This is a genomic window from Pseudomonas sp. W15Feb34, assembly GCF_023127765.1.
In the GTDB taxonomy this organism is placed as follows: Bacteria; Pseudomonadota; Gammaproteobacteria; order Pseudomonadales; family Pseudomonadaceae; genus Aquipseudomonas; species Aquipseudomonas synxantha_A.
This window is the reverse complement of sequence record NZ_SPKN01000045.1, coordinates 182,307-203,155: the sequence shown is the minus strand read 5'-3', so window position 1 is coordinate 203,155 and position 20,849 is coordinate 182,307. Positions and strand designations below refer to the sequence as shown.

At 60.2% G+C, this 20,849-nt stretch carries 18 protein-coding genes; 5 read left to right on the top strand and 13 right to left on the bottom strand.

Annotation, left to right across the window (positions count from 1 at the left end):
• Positions 1-233: 233 nt before the first annotated feature.
• Positions 234-1,757 carry a fumarate hydratase gene (locus E4O97_RS22785; RefSeq protein WP_032879675.1) on the bottom strand — a complete coding sequence of 508 codons (1,524 nt, stop codon included), beginning with the start codon at positions 1,755-1,757 and terminating at the stop codon, positions 234-236.
• A 217-nt stretch (positions 1,758-1,974) separates the two neighbouring features.
• On the opposite strand from E4O97_RS22785, the gene E4O97_RS22780 reads away from it, so the two are divergent.
• Positions 1,975-2,907 (top strand): iron-sulfur-binding ferredoxin reductase, encoded by a 933-nt coding sequence (locus E4O97_RS22780; protein WP_248092580.1) that lies wholly within the window; start codon positions 1,975-1,977, stop codon positions 2,905-2,907.
• A gap of 160 nt (positions 2,908-3,067) precedes the next feature.
• On the opposite strand, the gene pyk is transcribed toward E4O97_RS22780, so the two are convergent.
• Positions 3,068-4,519: a pyruvate kinase gene (pyk, locus tag E4O97_RS22775; RefSeq protein WP_005790976.1), complete on the bottom strand. Its 1,452-nt coding sequence runs from the start codon at positions 4,517-4,519 to the stop codon at positions 3,068-3,070.
• A 176-nt stretch (positions 4,520-4,695) separates the two neighbouring features.
• Between pyk and E4O97_RS22770 the strand changes: the two genes are divergently transcribed.
• Entirely contained in the window at positions 4,696-5,070 is a 375-nt protein-coding gene (locus E4O97_RS22770; protein ID WP_103734699.1) for a hypothetical protein, read from the top strand.
• Positions 5,071-5,293: 223 nt separating this feature from the next.
• On the top strand, positions 5,294-5,653 hold the full coding sequence (locus E4O97_RS22765; RefSeq protein ID WP_032881230.1) for a PilZ domain-containing protein: 360 nt from the start codon (positions 5,294-5,296) through the stop codon (positions 5,651-5,653).
• Between the two features lie 9 nt (positions 5,654-5,662).
• On the opposite strand, the gene E4O97_RS22760 is transcribed toward E4O97_RS22765, so the two are convergent.
• The 6 genes from E4O97_RS22760 to E4O97_RS22735 are packed head-to-tail and all read right to left on the bottom strand — an operon-like array spanning position 5,663 to position 12,333.
• Positions 5,663-6,994, bottom strand: coding sequence for a DUF58 domain-containing protein (locus E4O97_RS22760; protein ID WP_248162323.1), 1,332 nt, complete (start codon positions 6,992-6,994; stop codon positions 5,663-5,665).
• A gap of 7 nt (positions 6,995-7,001) precedes the next feature.
• Complete coding sequence (locus E4O97_RS22755; protein WP_078822203.1) at positions 7,002-7,997, bottom strand: MoxR family ATPase; 996 nt, start codon at positions 7,995-7,997, stop codon at positions 7,002-7,004.
• On the bottom strand, positions 7,994-9,151 hold the full coding sequence (locus E4O97_RS22750) for a DUF4350 domain-containing protein (RefSeq protein WP_248162322.1): 1,158 nt from the start codon (positions 9,149-9,151) through the stop codon (positions 7,994-7,996). Before E4O97_RS22750 ends, E4O97_RS22755 begins: the two co-directional genes overlap by 4 nt.
• Positions 9,148-10,677 carry a DUF4129 domain-containing protein gene (locus E4O97_RS22745; RefSeq protein ID WP_248162321.1) on the bottom strand — a complete coding sequence of 510 codons (1,530 nt, stop codon included), beginning with the start codon at positions 10,675-10,677 and terminating at the stop codon, positions 9,148-9,150. The genes E4O97_RS22750 and E4O97_RS22745 overlap by 4 nt, the downstream gene beginning before the upstream one ends.
• The gene (locus E4O97_RS22740) at positions 10,664-11,644 is read right to left on the bottom strand and encodes a stage II sporulation protein M (protein WP_103734702.1); all 981 of its coding nucleotides are present in this window, start codon (positions 11,642-11,644) and stop codon (positions 10,664-10,666) included. Before E4O97_RS22740 ends, E4O97_RS22745 begins: the two co-directional genes overlap by 14 nt.
• Positions 11,641-12,333 (bottom strand): RDD family protein, encoded by a 693-nt coding sequence (locus E4O97_RS22735; protein ID WP_248162320.1) that lies wholly within the window; start codon positions 12,331-12,333, stop codon positions 11,641-11,643. The genes E4O97_RS22740 and E4O97_RS22735 overlap by 4 nt, the downstream gene beginning before the upstream one ends.
• Positions 12,334-12,500: 167 nt before the next feature.
• On the opposite strand from E4O97_RS22735, the gene sbcB reads away from it, so the two are divergent.
• Positions 12,501-13,928, top strand: a complete 1,428-nt coding sequence (gene sbcB / locus E4O97_RS22730; RefSeq protein ID WP_032879684.1) for an exodeoxyribonuclease I — start codon at positions 12,501-12,503, stop codon at positions 13,926-13,928.
• 90 nt (positions 13,929-14,018) lie between these two features.
• Here sbcB and mvaT read toward each other — a convergent pair whose 3' ends face one another.
• A complete protein-coding gene (gene mvaT, locus E4O97_RS22725; RefSeq protein WP_005790963.1) occupies positions 14,019-14,393 on the bottom strand; it encodes a histone-like nucleoid-structuring protein MvaT in 375 nt (124 codons plus the stop codon).
• 350 nt (positions 14,394-14,743) lie between these two features.
• Here mvaT and purU point away from each other — a divergent pair, with 350 nt between their 5' ends.
• Positions 14,744-15,592: a formyltetrahydrofolate deformylase gene (gene purU, locus E4O97_RS22720; protein WP_005790961.1), complete on the top strand. Its 849-nt coding sequence runs from the start codon at positions 14,744-14,746 to the stop codon at positions 15,590-15,592.
• 124 nt (positions 15,593-15,716) lie between these two features.
• Here purU and E4O97_RS22715 read toward each other — a convergent pair whose 3' ends face one another.
• From E4O97_RS22715 to E4O97_RS22700, 4 genes are all read right to left on the bottom strand, one after another.
• Complete coding sequence (locus E4O97_RS22715; protein WP_248130774.1) at positions 15,717-16,826, bottom strand: lysylphosphatidylglycerol synthase transmembrane domain-containing protein; 1,110 nt, start codon at positions 16,824-16,826, stop codon at positions 15,717-15,719.
• Positions 16,814-17,566, bottom strand: a complete 753-nt coding sequence (locus E4O97_RS22710; protein ID WP_248130776.1) for a polysaccharide deacetylase family protein — start codon at positions 17,564-17,566, stop codon at positions 16,814-16,816. Before E4O97_RS22710 ends, E4O97_RS22715 begins: the two co-directional genes overlap by 13 nt.
• Positions 17,559-18,680, bottom strand: a complete 1,122-nt coding sequence (locus tag E4O97_RS22705; RefSeq protein WP_248130778.1) for a glycosyltransferase family 1 protein — start codon at positions 18,678-18,680, stop codon at positions 17,559-17,561. Before E4O97_RS22705 ends, E4O97_RS22710 begins: the two co-directional genes overlap by 8 nt.
• A gap of 148 nt (positions 18,681-18,828) precedes the next feature.
• The gene (locus E4O97_RS22700) at positions 18,829-20,718 is read right to left on the bottom strand and encodes a methyl-accepting chemotaxis protein (protein ID WP_103734708.1); all 1,890 of its coding nucleotides are present in this window, start codon (positions 20,716-20,718) and stop codon (positions 18,829-18,831) included.
• Positions 20,719-20,849 lie beyond the last annotated feature (131 nt).

The following is a 20,849-nucleotide window of genomic DNA, read 5'->3' as shown; positions in this document are numbered from 1 at the left end:
TGAGGGGCGAGCACCATAGCATGAGCTGTCTGGATCTTGTGGCGAACGAGCTTGTGTGGGAGCTGGCTTGCCTGCGATGCAGACACCTCGGTGCTTCAGTCACACCGAATTGATGTCATCGCAGGCAAGCCAGCTCCCACATTTGACAGCGTTCGCCATGGCAATCGCTTCAGGTATAAAAAAGGCGACTGGGCCATGGGCCGCAGTCGCCTTTATGCTTGTGGAGAAAGCGCTTACTGCACTTCCACCGCCAGGCTCTCACTGATCTTTTTCTGCCAGATGGCAGGACCGGTGATGTGTACCGATTCGCCGTTGCTATCGACTGCAACGGTGACCGGCATGTCTTTCACGTCGAACTCGTAGATGGCTTCCATGCCCAGCTCGGCGAACGCCACCACGCGGGACTTCTTGATCGCTTGGGCCACCAGGTAGGCGGCGCCGCCCACGGCCATCAGGTACACGGCCTTGTGGTCCTTGATCGCTTCGATAGCGGTAGGGCCGCGCTCGGACTTGCCGATCATGCCCAACAGGCCGGTCTGCTCGAGGATCTGACGGGTGAACTTGTCCATCCGCGTCGCGGTGGTCGGGCCCGCTGGGCCAACCACTTCCTCGCGCACCGGATCAACCGGGCCGACGTAGTAGATAAAGCGGCCCTTGAGGTCCACCGGCAGGGTTTCGCCCTTGTTCAGCATCTCGACCATGCGCTTGTGCGCCGCGTCGCGACCGGTGAGCATCTTGCCGTTGAGCAATACGGTTTCGCCCGGCTTCCAGCTCTGCACTTCTTCCGGGGTCAGGGTATCGAGGTTGACGCGGCGGGCCGATGGGCCGGCTTCCCAGACGATTTCCGGGTAGGCGTCCAGCGATGGCGCTTCCAGCGACGCCGGGCCCGAACCGTCGAGCACGAAGTGCGCGTGACGGGTGGCGGCGCAGTTGGGGATCATGCACACCGGCAGGGACGCGGCGTGAGTCGGGTAGTCCATGATCTTCACGTCGAGCACGGTGGTCAGGCCACCCAGGCCCTGGGCGCCGATGCCCAGTTGGTTGACCTTCTCGAACAGCTCCAGGCGCATCTCTTCGATACGGTTCTGCGGGCCGCGCTTTTTCAGCTCGTGGATGTCGATGGATTCCATCAACACTTCCTTGGCCATTACCGCGGCTTTCTCGGCAGTGCCGCCGATGCCGATGCCGAGCATACCTGGTGGGCACCAGCCGGCACCCATGGTCGGAACGGTCTTGAGCACCCAGTCGACGATCGAGTCGGACGGGTTGAGCATAGCCATTTTCGACTTGTTTTCGGAACCGCCGCCCTTGGCCGCCACGTCCACTTCCACGGTGTTACCCGGGACGATGGAGTAGTGGATCACCGCAGGGGTGTTGTCCTTGGTGTTCTTGCGCGCGCCTGCCGGGTCGGCGAGGATCGAGGCACGCAGAACGTTTTCCGGCAGGTTGTAGGCGCGACGCACGCCTTCGTTGATCATGTCGTCCAGGCCCATGGTGGCGCCGTCCCAGCGCACATCCATGCCTACGCGCACGAACACGGTGACGATACCGGTGTCCTGGCAGATCGGGCGATGGCCGGTGGCACACATGCGCGAGTTGATCAGGATCTGGGCGATGGAGTCACGGGCCGCCGGCGATTCTTCGCGCAGGTAGGCTTCGTGCATGGCCTGGATGAAATCAACGGGGTGGTAGTAGGAAATGAATTGCAGGGCGTCGGCAACGCTCTGAATCAGGTCGTCTTGCTTGATCACGGTCATGAGTCGCGCTCCTCTATAAGGGAACATTCAATAAAGGTGGGTTCAGTGCTGCATCGGTCGGCTGAGCCCACCTTTCCAAGGCACGCCAAAGTGGTGCAGGCGCGACGCTAAAAAGGCGCGGCAGTATAACCCGGCACGGTGGCCGATACACCCGACTATGGTCAAACTGTCGCAGGCATGATTCCCTGTGCGCGCTCCTTATGCTTGAGACCCTGATATGCCTGAACTGTACGTCGGCGAACGCCACTGGCCGGTCACCACCGGCAGCAACCTGCTGGATGCCTTGAATCAGGCAGGTGTGGCCGTGCCCTACAGTTGCCGGGCCGGCAGTTGCCATGCGTGCCTGGTGCGTTGCCAGGGCGAAGTCGACGACCAGCAGCCTGACGCGCTGAGCTCGGCGCAACGCCAGGACGGGTGGCGCCTGGCGTGTCAGTGCCGGATCAGCGCTGATCTGAGGGTCGAGGCGTTTGATCCGTTGCGTGATGGCCTGCCTGCGCGGGTGGAGGGTGCCGATTGGCTGAGTCCGACGGTGCTGCGCCTGCGCCTTCAACCCGAGCGTGGCCTGCGGTACCGCGCCGGGCAGCATCTGGTGTTGTGGGCAGGGCAGGTGGCACGCCCCTATTCCCTGGCGAGCGTGCCCCAGCAGGACCCGTACCTGGAGTTTCATATCGATTGCCGTCAACCCGGGGAATTCAGCGATGCTGCTCGCCACTTCAAGGTCGGTGAGCCGTTACGCTTGGGCGAGTTGCGCGGCGGGGCGTTGCACTACGACCCTGACTGGCAAGCCCGGCCCTTGTGGCTGCTGGCCTCCGGCACTGGGCTGGGTCCGTTGTGGGGTGTGTTGCGCGAAGCGTTGCGCCAGGATCACCAGGGTGCCATCCGTGTCATTCACCTGGCCCATGATGCCCAGGCTCACTACCTGGCCGAACCCCTGGCGGCGCTGGCCGCGCAGCATCAGAACCTTGTGGTGGAGTTATGGACCGCAGATGAGTTGGCCCAGGCATTGGGGCAACTGAGGCTTGCTTCGCGACAAACCTTGGCCTTGGTCTGCGGGCATCCTGCCAGCGTCGAAGCCTTTTCCAAGCGCTTGTTTCTGGCGGGGCTGCCGCGTAATCAACTGTTGGCCGATGTGTTCCTGCCCCGTGGTTGAGTGCTGACTGTCGAGTACAGGCTTTGCGGGTGTACGCGGTTAACTGTGAGAGGGGGCTTGCTCCCGATGAGGCCCGACGGTTCAACACCTCAGCCGGCATTTGAAATGAAAAAACCCCCGCCATTCTCATGGCGGGGCTTTTGTTTTTTCAGCCTGTCACTCAGACCTGTGGGTCGCCCACATGCAGGATCTTCATGCCATTGGTGCCACCGGTGGTGTGGTAGCTGTCGCCCTTGGTCAGGATGACCCAGTCGCCTTTCTCCACGACGCCGCGCTTGACCAATTCGTCGATAGCCTTCTGGCTGACTTCGTTCGGTGCCAGCGATGCCGGGTCGAACGGGATGGTGTATACGCCACGGAACATGGCCGCGCGGGCCTGGGCTTCGCGGTGCGGGGTGAACGCGTAGATTGGCACCGAGGAGCGAATGCGCGACATGATCAACGGCGTGTAGCCACTTTCGGTCAAGGCGATGATCGCTTTAACGCCCGGGAAGTGGTTGGCGGTGTACATGGCTGCCAGGGCGATGCTCTGGTCGCAGCTTTCGAAGACCTTGCCAATGCGGTGGCTGGAGGTCTTGCTGGTCGGGTGCTTTTCGGCGCCGACGCAGATGCGTGCCATGGCCTGGACGGCTTCCAGCGGGTACGGGCCGGCGGCACTTTCAGCCGAGAGCATCACGGCGTCGGTGTAGTCGAGCACGGCGTTGGCCACGTCGGACACTTCGGCGCGGGTCGGCATCGGGTTCTGGATCATCGACTCCATCATCTGGGTCGCGACGATCACCGCCTTGTTGTGGCGGCGTGCGTGCAGGATGATCTTCTTCTGGATACCGATCAGCTCGGCGTCACCGATTTCCACACCCAGGTCGCCACGGGCAACCATCACGGCGTCGGAAGCCTTGATCAGACCGTCGAGGGTTTCGTCGTCGGCCACGGCTTCGGCACGTTCGATCTTCGCTACCAGCCAGGCGGTACCGCCGGCTTCGTCGCGCAGTTTACGGGCGTATTCCATGTCGGCGGCGTCGCGAGGGAAGGACACCGCGAGGTAGTCGACTTCCATTTCGGCGGCGAGCTTGATGTCGGCCTTGTCTTTTTCAGTCAGGGCCGGCGCTGTCAGGCCGCCACCGCGGCGGTTGATGCCTTTATGGTCGGACAGCGGGCCACCGATGATCACGGTGCAGTGCAACTCGGTCGGGGTCGCAGTGTCGACGCGCATGACCACGCGACCGTCGTCCAGCAGCAGTTCGTCACCGACGCCGCAATCCTTGACCAGGTCGGGGTAGTCGATACCGACAACGTCCTGGGTGCCTTCGGTCAGCGGGTGGCTGGTGGAGAAGGTGAACTTGTCACCGATCTTCAGCTCGATCCGCTTGTTGGCGAATTTGGCGATACGGATTTTCGGGCCTTGCAGGTCACCCAGCAATGCGACGAAGCGGCCATGCTTGGCGGCAAGGTCACGCACCAGCTTGGCGCGAGCCTTGTGCTCGTCCGGGGTGCCGTGGGAGAAGTTCAGACGGGCGACGTCCAAACCAGCCAGAATCAGCTGTTCGAGGACTTCCGGCGAGTTGCTGGCCGGGCCAAGGGTGGCGACGATTTTGGTACGACGGACGGACATGCACAGACTCCTGAGTTCAAGCGCTGGGGAAGGCTACTATGCTCTTTCGTTGTAGTCATTGTTCGTTTGCACTACTTATCGACGATTGCCTTTGTTTTTGCTGCAGTTGGATGGGCAAACAGCCTTGAAGATTTTCGCCCGGGGGTCGATACACTGCACAAGACAGGAGAACCCCCATGCGAATTTTGCTTGTTGCTGCCCTGGCCGTCAGTGTTGTCGGCTGTACCCGCTGGTCGATGGACCACCATTTGAACAACGCCTACCGTGCCTATGGGGTGGGCGACTGCGCACGTGTCACCCTGGAGTTGTCCCAGGTCGATCGCGAAAGCCGTACCCGTCGCTATGTGCAACCGGAGGTTTCGATGTTGCGCGGGCAGTGCCTGGAGCGGCAGAAACTGTTTGTCGATGCCGCACAAACCTATCAGTTCATCATCAGCCAATACCCGTCGAGCGAGTATGCCTACCGCGCTCGCGCCCGGCTCGATACCTTGCAGCAGTTGGGGCATTACCAGGGCGGTGGCGTCGCAAAACCACGGCCAGCGTCGTTGTAATGAAATTTGTCATTTCATGGCTGGCCCGTTGCCAGTCTTGGGCTATTCTTTGAAGGTCTGTTTGTATAAGTTTTCATTCGAACGGATGCAAGGCCCGGATTTGGCAGCTGTCTGGTGACGAGCGGTACCTGTTGTCAAACCGGGATCCAGGGAGAGCGAGCGGTTGCTCGCTCCGAATCACTGGCACAGTCAGACTTTTGGCTATTGGATGGCGACTTTCATCATGTTTACTGCGCGACGGATCGAACGGCATCAATTGCCTTACTTTTTGCAGGTGTTCAACCGTATCACCGACAAACCAATCGGTTTTTTGGGCAATGTGTCTGAAAACGGGCTGATGTTGATCAGCCAATTACCCATGATGATCAATGTGGATTTTGAGCTGTGCCTGAAAGTACCAACGGCACAAGGCGAATTTCAGACGATTGATCTCACAGCGACCTGTTTATGGAGTCATGAGGATGTCAATCCTCAGCACTATGACTCCGGGTTCCGGGTGCAGAATGCATCCGAAGAGTACAGGCAATTGATTGATGCCCTGTTGCAGTACTTCAGCTTTGATCCTCAACAGGCCTCCGTCTGAACACAGCAGTTAGAAAACCCCGGCTTTTTTCCATCCCAGGTAGCGCGTCACCAGCGTGGCGCCCATTTCTGAAGGCAACGTGTCCAATACTGAAAGCCCATGAGCGCTCAAGCGATCATGGAGTTGGTTTCGGCTGTTGAGGTAATCGACGGTGCCACTGTAGGCCAGTGCTTCGGGCAATGTTTGCACAGGGGCCTGGCGCAGTTGATCGAGGATTTCCTCTCGCAGGCTGGCCACCAGTACGCGGTGTTGCCTACCGATTCGTTTGACGGCGCTCATCAGCGCTTCATCATCCTCGTCCCGCAGGTTGGTAATGATGATCACCAGTGCCCGGCGTTTTTGGCGTGCCAGCAATTGATGGGCGGCAGCCTCATAGTCGGCGGTGTTTCGGGTGGCCTCCAGATCGTAGACAGCATTGAGCAAAGTGTTCAACTGGCCACTGCCCTTGACCGGCTTCAGGTAGCGCGGTTGGTCGCTGGCAAAGGTGCACAACCCCACGGCGTCGCCCTGTCTCAGGGCGACGTAGCTCAAGAGCAGGCAGGCGTTGAGGGCGTGGTCGAAATGAGATAGCTCGGCATCCTGGCTGCGCATGCGCTGGCCGCAATCGAGCATGAATACGATTTGCTGGTCGCGCTCGTCCTGGTATTCCCGGGCGATCGGTGTGCGTTGACGGGCGGTGGCTTTCCAGTCGATCTGGCGCAGGCTGTCGCCTTCACGAAACTCGCGCAGTTGATGAAACTCCAGGCCTAATCCCCGGCGTTGATGTTGGCGCACGCCCAACTGGCTCAGCCAGTTATCCACACCCAGCAACTGCGCGCCATACAAGCGGGCGAAATCCGGGTAGACCCGGGTGGCGTCGTGGGTTTCGATGCATCGCCGTGCCGACCACAGCCCCAATGGGCTGGGCAGCCAAAGTTCGCAGCGACTGAAACTGAAATGTCCGCGTCGCAAGGGGCGAACGCGATAGCCCAACTCGCCGCGCTCGCCGGGGCGCAATTCAATGGATTGAGGCAGGTTATCCACACTCAGGCCATCGGGCACGTGATCGAATACCTGCACGGTCAGTGGCTGAGGAAAGTCGTGCTCCAGGCTCAGGCGCACTTCTTCCCAGCGCCCCAGCGCCAGGCTGCCGGGCAGTTTCCTGTGGACGCGCACCGTGGGGCGACGGTGCAAGCGTGCGGCATCCAGCAGCGCCAGCAGCAGCAAAGCCAGCAGCAGGCCCCAGGCCACTGAATGCAAGGTTTCAGGTACCTTGAGCTGCAACGCGACGGAAGCGCCCAACAAGGTGTTCAGGCCAAGCAGCACACCCAGCCAGATCAGGAGCAGACGGGTCGGTTTCATGGGCGTGTCATTGCCTTGGCGCCGCTACTTGATCCAGCAACTGCTTGAGCACCTGATCCACCTCCAGGCCGTCGATGTCCAGTTCCGGCGCAATGCGTACCCGATGTCGCAGCACTGCCAGGGCACAGCCCTTGATGTCATCGGGTGTCACGAATTCTGCACCACGCAACAGCGCCCGGGCACGGCCGCCGCGTACCAGGGCGATAGAGGCCCTGGGCCCGGCACCGATGGTCAGTCCTGGCCAACTGCGTGTGGCGCGCGCCAGGCGCACAGCGTAATCGAGCACCTGTTCATCCAGGGGCACATCACTGGCGATCTGCTGCATCAGCACCACATCCTCGGCCTGCAGCACAGTGCGCAACGGCTGCACATCCAGCATGTCTGCCCTGGATGAGCGCGTCACTTCGCGGACCATGTCCAGTTCTTGTTGGGCGTCGGGGTAGTCCATGCGGACCTTGAGCATGAACCGGTCCAACTCGGCCTCGGGCAACGGGTAGGTGCCTTCCTGCTCGATGGGGTTCTGGGTCGCCAGCACCATGAAGGGCTCGCCGATGGGCAATGCCTCGCCCTCAAGGGTGACTTGGCGTTCCTGCATGGCTTCGAGCAACGCTGCCTGGGTCTTGGCCGGGGCGCGATTGATTTCGTCGGCCAGCAACAGGTGGGTAAACAATGGCCCCTTGCGCAGTTTGAACTGTTCGGTCTGCAGGTCGTACACGGCGTGGCCGGTGACATCGCTGGGCATCAGGTCCGGGGTGAACTGGATACGGGCGAAATCACCGCCAAAGCATCGGGACAGGGCACGTACCAGCAAGGTCTTGCCGAGCCCGGGTACGCCTTCGAGCAGTACATGGCCGCCTGCGATCAAGGCGGTGAGCACATCGTCAATCACCTGATCCTGGCCAATCACTGCCTTGCGCAATTCCACACGCAGGGCCTGGGCTTGCTGGCTGGCACGTTGCAGGTTCTCGGCGGTCAGGGCGGTGGCCATTGGAGAGTCGCTCATAAGGCATTCCTGAGGGTTTGCAGGCACGCAACCTGTCGGCTGAAGTCGGCGCTGGAGAGCCGTTTCTGCGTCAGTGGTTCGAGCGCCTGGCTGATGATGTGAGGGGGTTGTCGCGTCAGGTGTTCCAGCACCTGCCACTGCTCTGCTGTATCGAGATGCTCAAAGCCTGGATGGCGTCGCCGGGCGGCGCGCAGGATGTCGTGCTGCAAGGCTTGCAGCAAGGTGCCCTGGCCGCTGCGGCGCAGCAGGAAATCGGCGCTGGCCTTCAAATGTTCCTGGAGCTGCCGACGTGCCTTGGGCGCCGGTGCCTGGATCGGGCCCTGGCGCAAGGCGGCCTGCCATAGCGCCAGGGCAACCAGTGCCGCAAGGGCGACGAGGGCCTGTGGGAAATATCGAATCAACAGGGTAAACAGATCGTCCGTTTCACTGTTGAACAGCAAGGTTACGTCAGTCTCCTGGGTCAGGTACCACAGCAACCAGGCGTTATCGTGTTGGCCGATGCTTGGGGTTTTCCACAGGTCGCTATCGGTAATCACAGTGACGCGGCCGTGCCCCAGGTTGAGTTGCATCAGGTGGCTTGAATGGGCGCTGTTGGCGGAAAACTGCGCCAGGTGTTTGGGGTCGATGAGGTTGAAGTCGGTGTCAAAACTGAAATACGCCGGGGCGGTTTCGTTGTCGACATAAAGCCTGGTCAAGTCTGCCGCAGGCTTTTTACGGGCAGGCGCCGGTTCGTCGAAGGTTTCGCTCAAAGCCTGGTGGATATCAAGGCGATCAAGCAGCAGGTCGCCGCTCTTGCTGGTCTCCTCGTCCCACAATGCCTCGGCGACCAGCAGCAAGTGCCCGCCGGCGTTTGTCCAACCCAGCAGTTGCTCGACCTGGCGCGGGGTCATGTTGCTGCGTTCCCCCAGCAGCAACAGGCTATGACCTTTGGCGGGTAGGTCCGCGAGCCGTTCAAGGCCGTTGGCGCGTTCCACCACCAGGCCTTGCTGGTGCAGGAAATGCTCGGCGGCCAGATAAGGATTGGCGAGTGCATCCGGCGATGGGCCGCGATCCACCACTTCGTCATAGGGGATTGCCTTATGCCAGGCGTACAAGCCACCCATGCCCAGCAGGCACACCAGCAGCAGCGCCACCCACAATAATGGCCGGTTCATTGGCTGGCTCCGTCATTGAACAGAGCGCGCCAATCGCTGCACAGCTTTTGTTGGGTCGAGGAGGGCGGCAGGCGATGACCATAAGCGAGGTTTTGCCAGTGACGCGTCAGTTCGTCACTGAACGCCAGCAACTGCGGTTGTTGCAAGTGTCGAACGCGCTCCAGCACCTGGCCTTCGGTGTCGGCGCTTTTGAGCGGCAGGTCGAATTCATGCAGCAGCCGGCTGAGCAGGCCGCGATACAGCAGGCCAAGGGCTTGCCTTGGCTGAGTGGGCCATAGTTGTTCGGCGGCGCTGGCGATGTCTTGCGGCAATGTATCGAGCCCCAGCTCAAGCCCGAACAACTGAGCGCGGGTAGGTGTGGCGGTTGCAGGGCGGGCGCGCCGGCTGCGGCTGACAAAGGTGCGTAGCCACTCACGGTAACGCCACACCACCAGGGCCAGCCCACCAATCACCAGGCTCCACAATAGTATTTCCAGGGTTTTGGCGAGGGGCTTGAAGGTATCGCTGTTGAGGTTGTCGAGTAAGGCCTGGAGCCAACCGGGTAATTTACCGTCGCCACGGGCTGTGCTTTTAACCGGTGTTTTTTCTTCACCAAACCGATAACGGGTGACGGTTTCCGGATTCTTGAAGGGCGGCTTGTCCAGCAGTGCCTTGATGGACTGACTGGCAGCCTGGGTATTGAGTGGCTTATGGCCCGTTGATTCATCGGCCATGGCGGGTGGGCTGAACGGTATGAGCGTCAGCCCGACGACCAGCAACAACAGCGACGCAGCACTGCTCAGGCGCTGACGCAAACGGCGCAATACCAACTCCAGGTCCCAGGCTTCCAGAGCCGTACGACGATTGAGGTACAGGCTGAAACCACAGGCAACGTAGATGGGTTCCCAGAACACCAGGATCAGCGCGTAAAAGGCATTGCCCAGGTGCTCCAGCCACAGCACGTTCGGGCTGGTTGCCAGTGCCAGGCGTTGCCAGTCCCAATCCATTTCCAGCTGCTGCGGGATGAATAAATAGAACAGCGCCATGGCGCCGAACCACAGGCCGATTTCCAGGTGTACGCCGATAATGGTCAGCCAGCGGGCGGCACCAGCGTTACGTTGCAGCAATATCCCCAGGCGCTGTTGCCGCGCCTGACCCTCGAGGCCTTCAAGTTGACCTACCGGCAACGTAAAGCTGCGGCTCATGCTCAGGCGTCGCCAGGTCAGGCTGGCGAACAGTTGGCCCTTGAGCAGTTGCGGCCACTGGCGAACGGCCTGTTTGAGACGGGGGGGCTCGCCAAACAGGGCTTTGGAAAGAATGTACAGCGGCAAGCGGTCAAAGGCCGGCTTGAGCCACCAGAACAGAAACATGGCCAGCGACGGGTAATTCCACAGCAGCACGGTCAGCGAGATAAACACCGGCAGGCTCACCATTGCCCAACTGCCCATCAGCAGCAAACGATGTTCCCTGGCCATCAGTACGCCCAGGTCCATGGCTTCCCAGGAAGTACGCGGGCGAATCACCACGCTGGCGTCAGTCAGGCGCATGGCGAGTCCGTCCGGCGAAGATCAGATAAACGGCCACCAGCAGCCAGAGCGCGGTGCCTACCAGGTATTTGAGCCAGGGCTCGATGTGGGTGGTGGAGGACCAATAGGCTTCGATGAACGCCGCGATCAGCAGAAACACCATGACGCCGCAGAGTATCCGCACACTTTTGTGGGCTGCCAGGCGCAAGGCCTCGCTACGTGCCAGCCGCCCGGGAGCGATCAGTGACCAACCCAATTGCAAACCCGCGGCACCGGCCAGCGCAATGGCGCTCAATTCGAATGCGCCATGACCGATGACGAATGACCAGAAGGTTTGACCATAGCCAATGTCGGTCAGGTGCCCTGAGACAGCGCCGATGACCAAGCCGTTGAAAATCAGGAAGAACACGCTGCCCAGGCCAAACAACAGGCCGGCGGCAAACGTCTGGAAGGCGATGCCGATGTTGTGCATCACGTAATAGCCAAACATCATCCAGTCCTCGCTGGCTGCACGCTCGGCAGCGCGCCCCAGACGACTGGCGGCGGGGTCGTACATGCCCTGCATCTCGGCCACCTGTTGGGCGCTGACGATGCTGTAGATCAGGTCGGGGAACAGGTAGACCAGCAGTGCAATGCCCACCAGGCTGCCGAAGAACAGCAGACCGGCGATCAGTACGAAGCGCCACTGTTCGCGTACCAGGCATGGGAAATCGGCGAGCAGGAACGCCAGTATCTTGGCCGCCAGTTGGCTGCGATGGCGATACAACTGTTGATGGCCGCGCAGCGCCAGTTGCTGCAGCCGGTCTACCAGGTAGCTGCTGTAGCCACGCTGTTGGGCCAGGGCCAGGTGTTGGCACAGGCGTCGATACTGGTGAGGGAAGTCAGCCACTCCGCCAGCCTTGGCTTTGCCTTGCTCCAACTGCTCAAGTTGCTGCGCGTAGGTTTGCCATTGCTGCTGGTGGCGGCTTTCAAAAAGACTCTGCTTCATGTCGGCCCCAATAAGCCACGGGCCACACCGTTGAGTTGCTCCACGGCGCGTGCCGGAGGCACTTGCAGGGGCGTGGCGAGGATCGCCGCCAGTTCCTGCACGCGTTCGGCAGACAGCTCGGCCTGGCGCTCGGCAAAACCGAGGATGGCCCGCTGTTCGCTCAACTCCAGTGCAAAGGGCAGCCGCAGCGCGGCGGCTTGAGGGATACGCGGGCGCACCAGCGGTAGTTCGCGGTAGACCACCAGTGTGCCGGCGGCCAGATCGCCCAGACGCTTGAAGTGCGGGTGTTGCAGGCAGCTGATCGCACCGAGGAAATAACCAAAAGGCAGCATGTCGACAAAGCGCAGCAGGTTGCGGATCAGCGACGCCGACCAGCCAATCGGGGTGCCGTCATCCTGCACCACCCGCAGGCCCATGACCTGCTTGCCCGGCGAGCAGCCCTGGTTGAGCACTTCAAACAGCACCATGTACCACCAGCTCACCAGGAACAGCAGCAGCGACCCCAGCCCGATGCCAATATTGCCCAGCAGCGCCAGGGGCACCAGCAGGATGCCCATGATGATGCCACGCACACCCAGGTCGAATGCAAAAGCCAATGCCCGGGATGGCAGGCCGGCAGGGCGCAAGGGCAGGTCGATCCCCTCCGGGGTCTCGATTTGGTAATGGGTATCCAAAGGAGCTGGCGGCATTGCGATCCCTGGCAGTGCAAAGTGGTTAGGAGACACGGATGCTAGCAGTGTCGACGCTGGAAGCAACTACTCAAGGTTTTGCTGGATATTTATACAGTAAAGGTATCGCTGGCCCCAGGCACCTTGCAGCGCCTAGACTTTGTCGGTCTTCAGCACAGGAATAGCCCGTGACCTCGATTTTCTGGTACGACTATGAAACCACCGGTATCAACCCGCGCAACGATCGCCCGCTCCAGGTAGCCGGTATTCGCACCGATCTCGAACTCAACGAGGTCGGTGCGCCGATCAATCTTTATTGTCAGCCCGGCGACGATATTCTGCCCCATCCGGCTGCGTGCGCGATCACCGGTATCACGCCAGGCGTCCTGGCACAGAAGGGCCTTGCCGAAGCCGACTTCATGACCCGGGTGCACGCCGAGTTGGCCGCGCCAGGCACCTGCGGCGCCGGTTACAACACGCTGCGGTTTGACGATGAAATGACGCGCTACAGCCTGTACCGCAATTTTTTCGACCCTTACGCGCGCGAGTGGCAGGGCGGTAACAGCCGTTGGGATTTGATCGACGTGATGCGCACTGCCTATGCGCTGCGGCCGGAGGGCATTATCTGGCCTGAGCAGGACGGGCGCGTGACGCTCAAGCTGGAGCGGCTGACCCACGCCAATGGTATCGACCATGGTCAGGCACACGATGCGTTATCTGATGTGCGTGCAACCATCGCCCTGGCGCGATTGGTTCGGCAAAAGCAGCCCAGGCTGTACGAGTGGTTATTTCAACTGCGCAGCAAGCAGCGAGTTATGGATGAGGTGCGGTTGTTGCAACCAATGGTGCATATCTCCGGGCGTTTTTCCGCCGAGCGCCATTACCTGGGCGTGGTCTTGCCCCTGGCCTGGCACCCGCGCAACCGCAATGCGTTGATCGTCTGCGACCTTGGGCTCGACCCACAGGGGTTGCTGGACCTGGATGCACAGACCTTGCGCGAGCGCCTCTATACGCGCCGTGATGAGTTGGCGGACGGTGAACTGCCGGTGCCCCTCAAGTTGTTGCATATCAACCGCTGCCCGGTGGTAGCACCGTTGAAGGTGTTGCGTGCGCAAGACCGCGAGCGTCTGCAACTGGATATGAACACCTATCAGGCGCGGGCGCTGCGGCTAACTGACGCACAGGAAGTTTGGCGCGACAAGTTGGCGGCCATTTACGCCGAGGAAGACTTTGCCTCGAATGCAGACCCGGAGCAGCAGCTCTACGATGGTTTTATTGGCGATCGGGATCGCCGGTTATGTGAACAAGTTCGCATGGCAGAGCCCGCCCAATTAGCACATCAATCGTGGCCGTTCGATGATCATCGTTTGCCGGAATTATTATTTCGCTATCGCGCACGTAACTTCCCTGAAACCTTGAATACAGAGGAACAACAACGCTGGAGACTTTTCTGTCGGCAACGTTTGTCAGATCCGCAGTGGGGAGCACCGAATACCCTGATGGCATTTAAGCAGGCGCGCGAGGAGTTGGCGCTTAGTGCCACCTCATTTCAGTGCCAGGTGCTGGATCAATGGCAGGAGTATGCCGATTCTTTAGCGGCCCGCCTGAGCCTGTAGGCCGGTAATTGCTGAGTATTCAGACAATAAAAAACGCCAGCAAGCTGGCGTTTTTAATGTGTAGCGTATCGGGTGAACGTCCGACCAGGCTTAGCCCAGCAGAGTCGCCCAACCTTCAACTACGTCACCGCCCCACTTGGCTTTCCACTCTTTCAGAGTTTTGTGGTTGCCACCTTTGGTTTCAATCACTTCGCCGTTGTGCGGGTTTTTGTATTGCTTGACTTTGCGAGCACGCTTGGTGCCGGTAGTTTTTACAGCGCCGCGCGGCGCTTTAACTTTCGACTCTGGATCCAGCAGCGCGATGATGTCACGCAGGGATTTGGAGTATTCACCCATCAGGGTGCGCAGTTTGCCTTCGAATTCCAGCTCGGTTTGCAGCTTGTCGTCTTGGGACAGGTTCTTCAAACGGGCTTGCAGCTCTTTGATTGCTTCTTCGGTGGCGCGGTATTCGTTGATCAGGGACATGTGGACTACCTTATGTAGAACGCTGATTGACAGGGTGAGTGGCCTAATAATAGTCAGGCAATTTCACCAAGTAAACATTTAAGAAAATATTTATGTGAAGCAGATTGAATGTTTGTGGCAAAGCGATGCAAAAGTGTTAATTGGCAGCCGTTACGCCGAAAGATAAATACCTTAATTTTTCGCTAACTGTCTGGGCGTGCCGTTGTACGGTCATATAGCGATGGTAAAGCCTTACGCTATTAAGGGCTGTTGCCACCAGGCGGCTGCAGAATAAGGCGCAAGGAATACTGCAGTTTTTCTGCGCAATCGCTAGAATAGCGGCCTTTGCGAAGTTCTGGAGTTTCCCCCTAATGCGCACTTTTCGGCTGGTGATTGCTTGCCCGGACCGGGTTGGCATCGTTGCCAAGGTCAGTAACTTTCTGGCTTCCCACAATGGTTGGATCACCGAGGCGAGCCATCACTCGGACGATCTCAGCGGTTGGTTTTTCATGCGTCACGAAATTCGTGCCGATACGCTACCCTTTGGCCTGGAAGCTTTCCGCGAGGCGTTTGCGCCCATCGCTGAAGAGTTTTCGATGACCTGGCACATCACCGACACGGAACAGAAAAAACGCGTGGTGCTGATGGCCAGCCGCGAATCCCACTGCCTGGCAGATCTACTGCACCGCTGGCACAGCGACGAGCTGGACTGCGAGATCGCCTGCGTGATCTCCAACCATGACGACCTGCGCAGCATGGTCGAGTGGCATGGCATCCCGTATTACCACGTACCGGTCAACCCGCAAGACAAGGAGCCGGCATTCGCCGAGGTGTCGCGCCTGGTCAAGCAGCACGAAGCGGATGTGGTGGTGCTGGCGCGCTATATGCAGATCCTGCCACCTGAACTGTGCCGCGAATACGCCGGCAAGGTGATCAATATCCATCACAGTTTCTTGCCATCGTTTGTTGGGGCCAAGCCGTATCACCAGGCTTCCCTGCGCGGCGTGAAATTGATTGGCGCGACGTGCCACTACGTCACCGAAGAGCTGGACGCCGGCCCGATCATCGAACAGGACGTGGTGCGTGTCAGCCACAGTGACAGCATCGAAGACATGGTGCGGTTTGGCCGGGACGTCGAGAAGATGGTGCTGGCCCGTGGCCTGCGTTACCACCTGGAAGATCGGGTATTGGTACACGGCAACAAGACCGTGGTGTTCTGATCGTTCGGGTTTGGTTGAATAAGCAGGGGCCTGGGAGTAAAACTCCTCAGGCCCTTTTTTATTCCTGCTATCAAGGAGGCCTCTATGACCGATCCACTCGATAAAGCCACCTCCAGGGCGCCCGCTACGGTGGGCGAGGGTTGTCTGAGTCGCTACGACCCGCAGGCGCTGGGCGCCGAGGATGGTACTGAGTTTCCCGATGCGGCCCGTTTGTGGGAACAGCTGCAGGCGCAGGACGAGCCGCCTGTCGATCCTGTAAAAGACGCTTGAACAGCGGTTTGCCGACCATCAGCACAAAGACCGGGGCGCCGGCCAGCAGATAGAAGTAATAGGTGACCGCCCGCCAGATCAGGATTGCCGCTGCCGCAGTGGACTTGCCGACCATGGGGGCCAGTAAGGCCGCTGATGTCAGCTCTGCCGCTCCCGCCCCGCCCGGCAACAGACTGAACTGCCCCGCCGTCAGGGACAGCATCTGGATCAGGAAGCTCAAGGCCCACTGCACATCCCCGCCCAAACCGCGCAGCGCCAGGTACAACACGCTGTAGCGCAACAACCAATGCAGGCTGGTCAGCGCGAACACACCGAGCAACAAGGGCCAGGGTAATTTCAGTGTGGCAGTGAACGCCGCGAGAAAACGCAGCAACCTGCGAGCCCAGCGCCGACGGGTGGGGGCCCTTACCCTAATGGCCTTGAGCATCGCGCCGGCCAGGCGAATCAGACGACGATGAAAACGCACCACCGCCAGGCCACTGATGATCCCGCCGATCATCGATATGACACTGAGCCCCAGCAACCATTCCAGGCGCGGGTTGAGGCTATGGAACAGCGCATACAAAACGATTCCCGCCAAGGCGCACAGAAAAAACAGCAAATCGCTCAACTGGTCCATGGCGAATACCGCGCTCGCACGGGCAGGGCGTATGCCATTGCGCGCCAACAACGCCATCAGGGTCAGCGGTCCGCCGCTGCCGCCGGGCGTGGCGCACATGGCGAACTCGGTCGATATCACTGCCCCCAGGCTTTTGAGCCGTCCCAGTTGGCTGCCTTGCTCGCCCAGCAACAGGCGCAGACGCAGGCTGTTGATCAGCCAGCAGCCGATAATCATGGCAAACATCCCCACTAGTTGGGGCAAGGGAAACTGCCGCAGGCGCGCAACCGTTTCGCCGCCGCCCAGCCATACGGGTATCAACAGTGCGACCAAGAGGGCCAACAGCAGCCAGATCAATCGGCCCATGACTGCGTCTTCAGCCAGGCGGCCTTGGTGTGGGGGCGACGACCCGCGTTGAGCAGGCGTTGCAGGGTTTGCAGCCAGTAACGACGGGAAAACTCGTGGCGCATGTCCACCGGGTGCAATCCCAATCGGATCAGCGGGGCCTCGCGCCAGCGCTGTTCGCGCCGGTCGCTGAGCACTTTGGACAGCCTGCGGCGCCAGGCGCTGCGGGCACTCCAGACCAGACCCGGGGCATCGATAGGGGTGAAGTCAGGCAGGCGATAAAGATGCTGCGGGTCGCTGGTGTAGCAAAGCGGTAACTGGCGCAACGCCTGGCGGGTGCCTTCGCTCATCAACCAGGCCGGGGCGACAAAGCCGTGCAACGGCCAGTCATTGCGCTGGAATATTTCGATGCCGGCAGTAAGACGCCGCAACGCCTCGGCCTCGGACAACTGGTAAAACTCGCCTTCATGGGTGTAGATGCGCCGCATGAACCACTCTTTCGGCGAACGCGGCGCAGGTTGGTCGTCGCAGTGGTAATAGCCGTGCAAGGCGAGTTCGTCGCCCTTGGCGACGCGGCTGTCGAGCAGCTGGCGAAAATCGCGGTGGGCTGCCAGGGCATCATGGTGATGGAAGTCCGGCACCACCAGCCAGGTGATGGGCACGTTGCCCAAGGCATCGACGGCGTCCACAAAGGGCCGGTAGTCGGCCCAGGTGCTCGGTGCCACGTCGTGCAGCACCAGCATCAGCGCAGGTTCAGCCATGGGCGAGCATCGGCTTATGACTGCCCAGCACCGCGTGGTAATGCCCCAGCAGGCTGTCAACCACCGTGTCCCACGCGTAATGCTGCTCGACATGGCGCCGAGCCTGGGCGCCCAAACGCCGGCTGTCGGTGCTGAACAGTTCTCGCACCGAATCGGCCATCGCCTTGGGGTCGTTGGGGGCACACAGCAGGCCACAGCGCTCATCGACAATCTCGGTAAAGGCCCCGGCCGCGACGGCGACGACCGGGATGCCACTGGCCATGGCTTCCAGAATCACCAGACCGAAGGTTTCCTGGTCGCCGCCATGCAACAAGGCGTCGGCGCTGGCCATCAGCCGGGCGACATGGTGAGCGGGGCGGAAACCATCTATCACAGTTACATTGTCCGGCACGCTGGCTGGCATACCGGAGCCCACCAGCAACAAGTGGTAGCCCTCGCCCAGGCGCTTCATGCAGTTGAGCAGTACCGGCAGGTTCTTCTCCTTGGAACCGCGTCCGGCGAAGATCAACAGCCGTGTATCTTGGCCAATTCCCAGTTCGGCACGCAGGCCGGGGTCGCGCGCATCCGGGGTGAAGGTGTGCAGGTCAACCCCCAGAGGTTGGACGAAGACGTTTTTTACCCCGAGTCCACTGAGTTTGTCGGCCATTACCTGGCTGGGGGCGAGCACTCGGTCAAAATTCCCATAGAGTTTGCTGACATAGGCTTCAACGTTGGGAGTAAACCAGGGCCCCATGCGGTTGCTCACCAGCAGCGGCAGGTCGGAGTGGTAGAAGCCGATGACCGGCACATCCAACTGACGCCGGGCATCCAGCGCTGCCCAGGCAGTCAGGTATGGATCGCCGACTTCGATCAGATCGGGCTGTAAATCGTGCAGGACATTTCGCCAGGGCGCCAGGCGAAGGGGGAAGCGGTAACCCTTGCCAAAGGGCAGGGCAGGGGCCGGTACTTTGAAGACCCCGTCCTGTTCGCTCAAGTGCGCGCCGGGGATCAACAGGCTATGGCGAATCCCGGGCTTGAGCGCAAGACGTCGATGCTTGGCATCGAGGTAAGTGCGTACGCCACCGCTTGCCGGGGCGTAGAACATGGTTATGTCAGCGATATGCACGATGAACATCCCTCCGATCCATTGCTCTCCCTAGATGGACCTGAGGTAAGGATAGATGTTCGGTTTAGATTCGCAGGATGAAGGTGGCGGGAGCGGAAAAATGCACTGTGTAGGAGCGAGCTTGCTCGCTCCTACAGGTGGATTAAGGTGGGGGACCTCAGATCCGGAAGCTACCCACCAATTGCTTCAGGCGCGAGGCCTGTTGTTCCAGGTCCGAGCAGGCGCGCAGCGTCGATTGCAGGTTTTCCACCCCTTCCTGATTGAGGGTGTTGATCTCGGTGATGTCCATGTTGATCGACTCCACTACCGAGGTCTGTTCTTCAGTGGCGGTGGCGACCGACTGGTTCATGCCGTCGATCTCGCCAATGCGCTGGGTCACGCTGTTCAAGCGCTCACCGGCCAGGTTGGCGATTTCAACGCTGTCCAGGCTGTGACGCTGGCTTTCACTCATGGTACTGACCGAATCGCGCGCGCCCACTTGTAGCTCCTCGATCATCGTTTGCACCTGTTGCGCCGATTCCTGAGTGCGATGGGCCAGGTTGCGCACTTCATCGGCCACCACCGCAAAGCCACGCCCGGCTTCCCCGGCGCGCGCCGCTTCGATGGCGGCGTTGAGCGCCAGCAGGTTGGTTTGCTGGGAAATGCTGGTGATCACTTCCAGGATCTGGCCGATATTCACTGTTTTGTTGTTAAGTGCTTCGATATTGCTGCTGGAGGCGCTGATCATGCTCGATAACTGCGTCATTGCCTTGATATTGCGCTCAACCACTTGCTGGCCGTCTTCAGCCAAATGCCGGGCGTCGCTGGCCTGATTGGAGGCTTGCGCAGCGTTGCGCGCGATCTCTTGGGCGGCGGCACCCAGTTGGTTGATGGCGGCGGCGACGCTGTTGGTGCGGTTGGCCTGTTCGTCGGAGTTGACCATCGACGAATTGGAGGCGCTGACCACGCGCAGCGCCACTTCATTGACCTGCTCGGTGGCTGACGAGACTTCGCGAATCGAGGTGTGGATGCGCTCCACGAAGCGGTTGAAGGCCGTACCCAGGGTGCCGAACTCATCGTTGTTCTGGATGATCAGGCGCCGGGTCAGGTCGCCCTCGCCGTCGGCGATGTCCTGCATGGCCCGGGTCATCAGGTGCAACGGCTGTAGCAGCACGCGGATCAACATGCCCAGCAAGGCGATGATGATCACCACCGCGATGATCGTGGCGATCACGGCTGATGTGCGGAACTCACTGAGCATGGCGAACGACTTGGCTTTATCCACCGACACACCCAGGTACCAGTTCACCGATGGCAGGCCCTTGATCGGGGTGAAGGTCACGATGTTGGTTTTGCCGTTGGCTTGTACTTCGCTGAAGTCGCTGCTGATCTTCGGCGTGTCCTTTGGATACACGTCAGCCAGGGTCTTCATCACCAGGGTTTTGTCCGGGTGCACCAGCACCTTGCCGTCGGCACTGACCAGGAAGGCATAACCCATGCCGCCGAAATCCAGCGCGCCAATGTTATCCACCAGGGTTTGCAGGCTCAGGTCGCCGCCTACCACACCGATACTTTGGCCGCCCTTGGCGCTGGGGGTGGCCACGGAGATGATCAGTTGCCCGGTGGCCGCGTCTATATAAGGTTCGGTCAGGGTTGAGCCATTGCTGGCCTGGGCGCCCTTGTACCAGGGGCGAACACGCGGGTCGAAGCCGTCGGGCATCTTGGTGTCAGGGCGAATGGTGAAGGTGCCCTGGCTGTCACCCACGTAGGTCGCCATGAACGAAGACGTCAGCGCTTTCTGTTCCAGCAGGCTGGCAACCACGGACGGTTCAGGATTGATGGCAATGTTTTGCGCAGCGTTTTCCACCAGGGCGATACGCCCGGTGAGCCAGGTCTGGATATTGCTGGCGGTAACGTCGCCCATTTCGTGCAGGTAGTTATTGAGGTCGTCACGAATCGCATTGCGCTGCAGGTAGTCGTTGTAAAGGGTAAACAACGCGAAGGCGGCGATGACGATAAGGGAGGCTGCAAGCAGGATCTTGTGGCTGAAGCGCAGATTTTTATTCATGGCTTGTAGGGTCCGCTAAGGTCTTAATATCCGAGGCGCGTCCTATAGGGGAGGCGCAAAATGGCAGCGTTAAAAAAGGTGTGGTATTTCTGGTGATAGCTCCGTTGGTCCATATCGGAATTATCTGACCA

What these genes read in the sequence shown, in the direction of transcription:
- E4O97_RS22785 (WP_032879675.1), bottom strand. Translation starts at nt 1,757, where the DNA reads ATGACCGTGATCAAGCAAGACGACCTGATTCAGAGCGTTGCCGACGCC.
- E4O97_RS22780 (WP_248092580.1), top strand. Translation starts at nt 1,975, where the DNA reads ATGCCTGAACTGTACGTCGGCGAACGCCACTGGCCGGTCACCACCGGC.
- pyk (WP_005790976.1), bottom strand. Translation starts at nt 4,519, where the DNA reads ATGTCCGTCCGTCGTACCAAAATCGTCGCCACCCTTGGCCCGGCCAGC.
- E4O97_RS22770 (WP_103734699.1), top strand. Translation starts at nt 4,696, where the DNA reads ATGCGAATTTTGCTTGTTGCTGCCCTGGCCGTCAGTGTTGTCGGCTGT.
- E4O97_RS22765 (WP_032881230.1), top strand. Translation starts at nt 5,294, where the DNA reads ATGTTTACTGCGCGACGGATCGAACGGCATCAATTGCCTTACTTTTTG.
- E4O97_RS22760 (WP_248162323.1), bottom strand. Translation starts at nt 6,994, where the DNA reads ATGAAACCGACCCGTCTGCTCCTGATCTGGCTGGGTGTGCTGCTTGGC.
- E4O97_RS22755 (WP_078822203.1), bottom strand. Translation starts at nt 7,997, where the DNA reads ATGAGCGACTCTCCAATGGCCACCGCCCTGACCGCCGAGAACCTGCAA.
- E4O97_RS22750 (WP_248162322.1), bottom strand. Translation starts at nt 9,151, where the DNA reads ATGAACCGGCCATTATTGTGGGTGGCGCTGCTGCTGGTGTGCCTGCTG.
- E4O97_RS22745 (WP_248162321.1), bottom strand. Translation starts at nt 10,677, where the DNA reads ATGCGCCTGACTGACGCCAGCGTGGTGATTCGCCCGCGTACTTCCTGG.
- E4O97_RS22740 (WP_103734702.1), bottom strand. Translation starts at nt 11,644, where the DNA reads ATGAAGCAGAGTCTTTTTGAAAGCCGCCACCAGCAGCAATGGCAAACC.
- E4O97_RS22735 (WP_248162320.1), bottom strand. Translation starts at nt 12,333, where the DNA reads ATGCCGCCAGCTCCTTTGGATACCCATTACCAAATCGAGACCCCGGAG.
- mvaT (WP_005790963.1), bottom strand. Translation starts at nt 14,393, where the DNA reads ATGTCCCTGATCAACGAATACCGCGCCACCGAAGAAGCAATCAAAGAG.
- purU (WP_005790961.1), top strand. Translation starts at nt 14,744, where the DNA reads ATGCGCACTTTTCGGCTGGTGATTGCTTGCCCGGACCGGGTTGGCATC.
- E4O97_RS22715 (WP_248130774.1), bottom strand. Translation starts at nt 16,826, where the DNA reads ATGGGCCGATTGATCTGGCTGCTGTTGGCCCTCTTGGTCGCACTGTTG.
- E4O97_RS22710 (WP_248130776.1), bottom strand. Translation starts at nt 17,566, where the DNA reads ATGGCTGAACCTGCGCTGATGCTGGTGCTGCACGACGTGGCACCGAGC.
- E4O97_RS22705 (WP_248130778.1), bottom strand. Translation starts at nt 18,680, where the DNA reads ATGTTCATCGTGCATATCGCTGACATAACCATGTTCTACGCCCCGGCA.
- E4O97_RS22700 (WP_103734708.1), bottom strand. Translation starts at nt 20,718, where the DNA reads ATGAATAAAAATCTGCGCTTCAGCCACAAGATCCTGCTTGCAGCCTCC.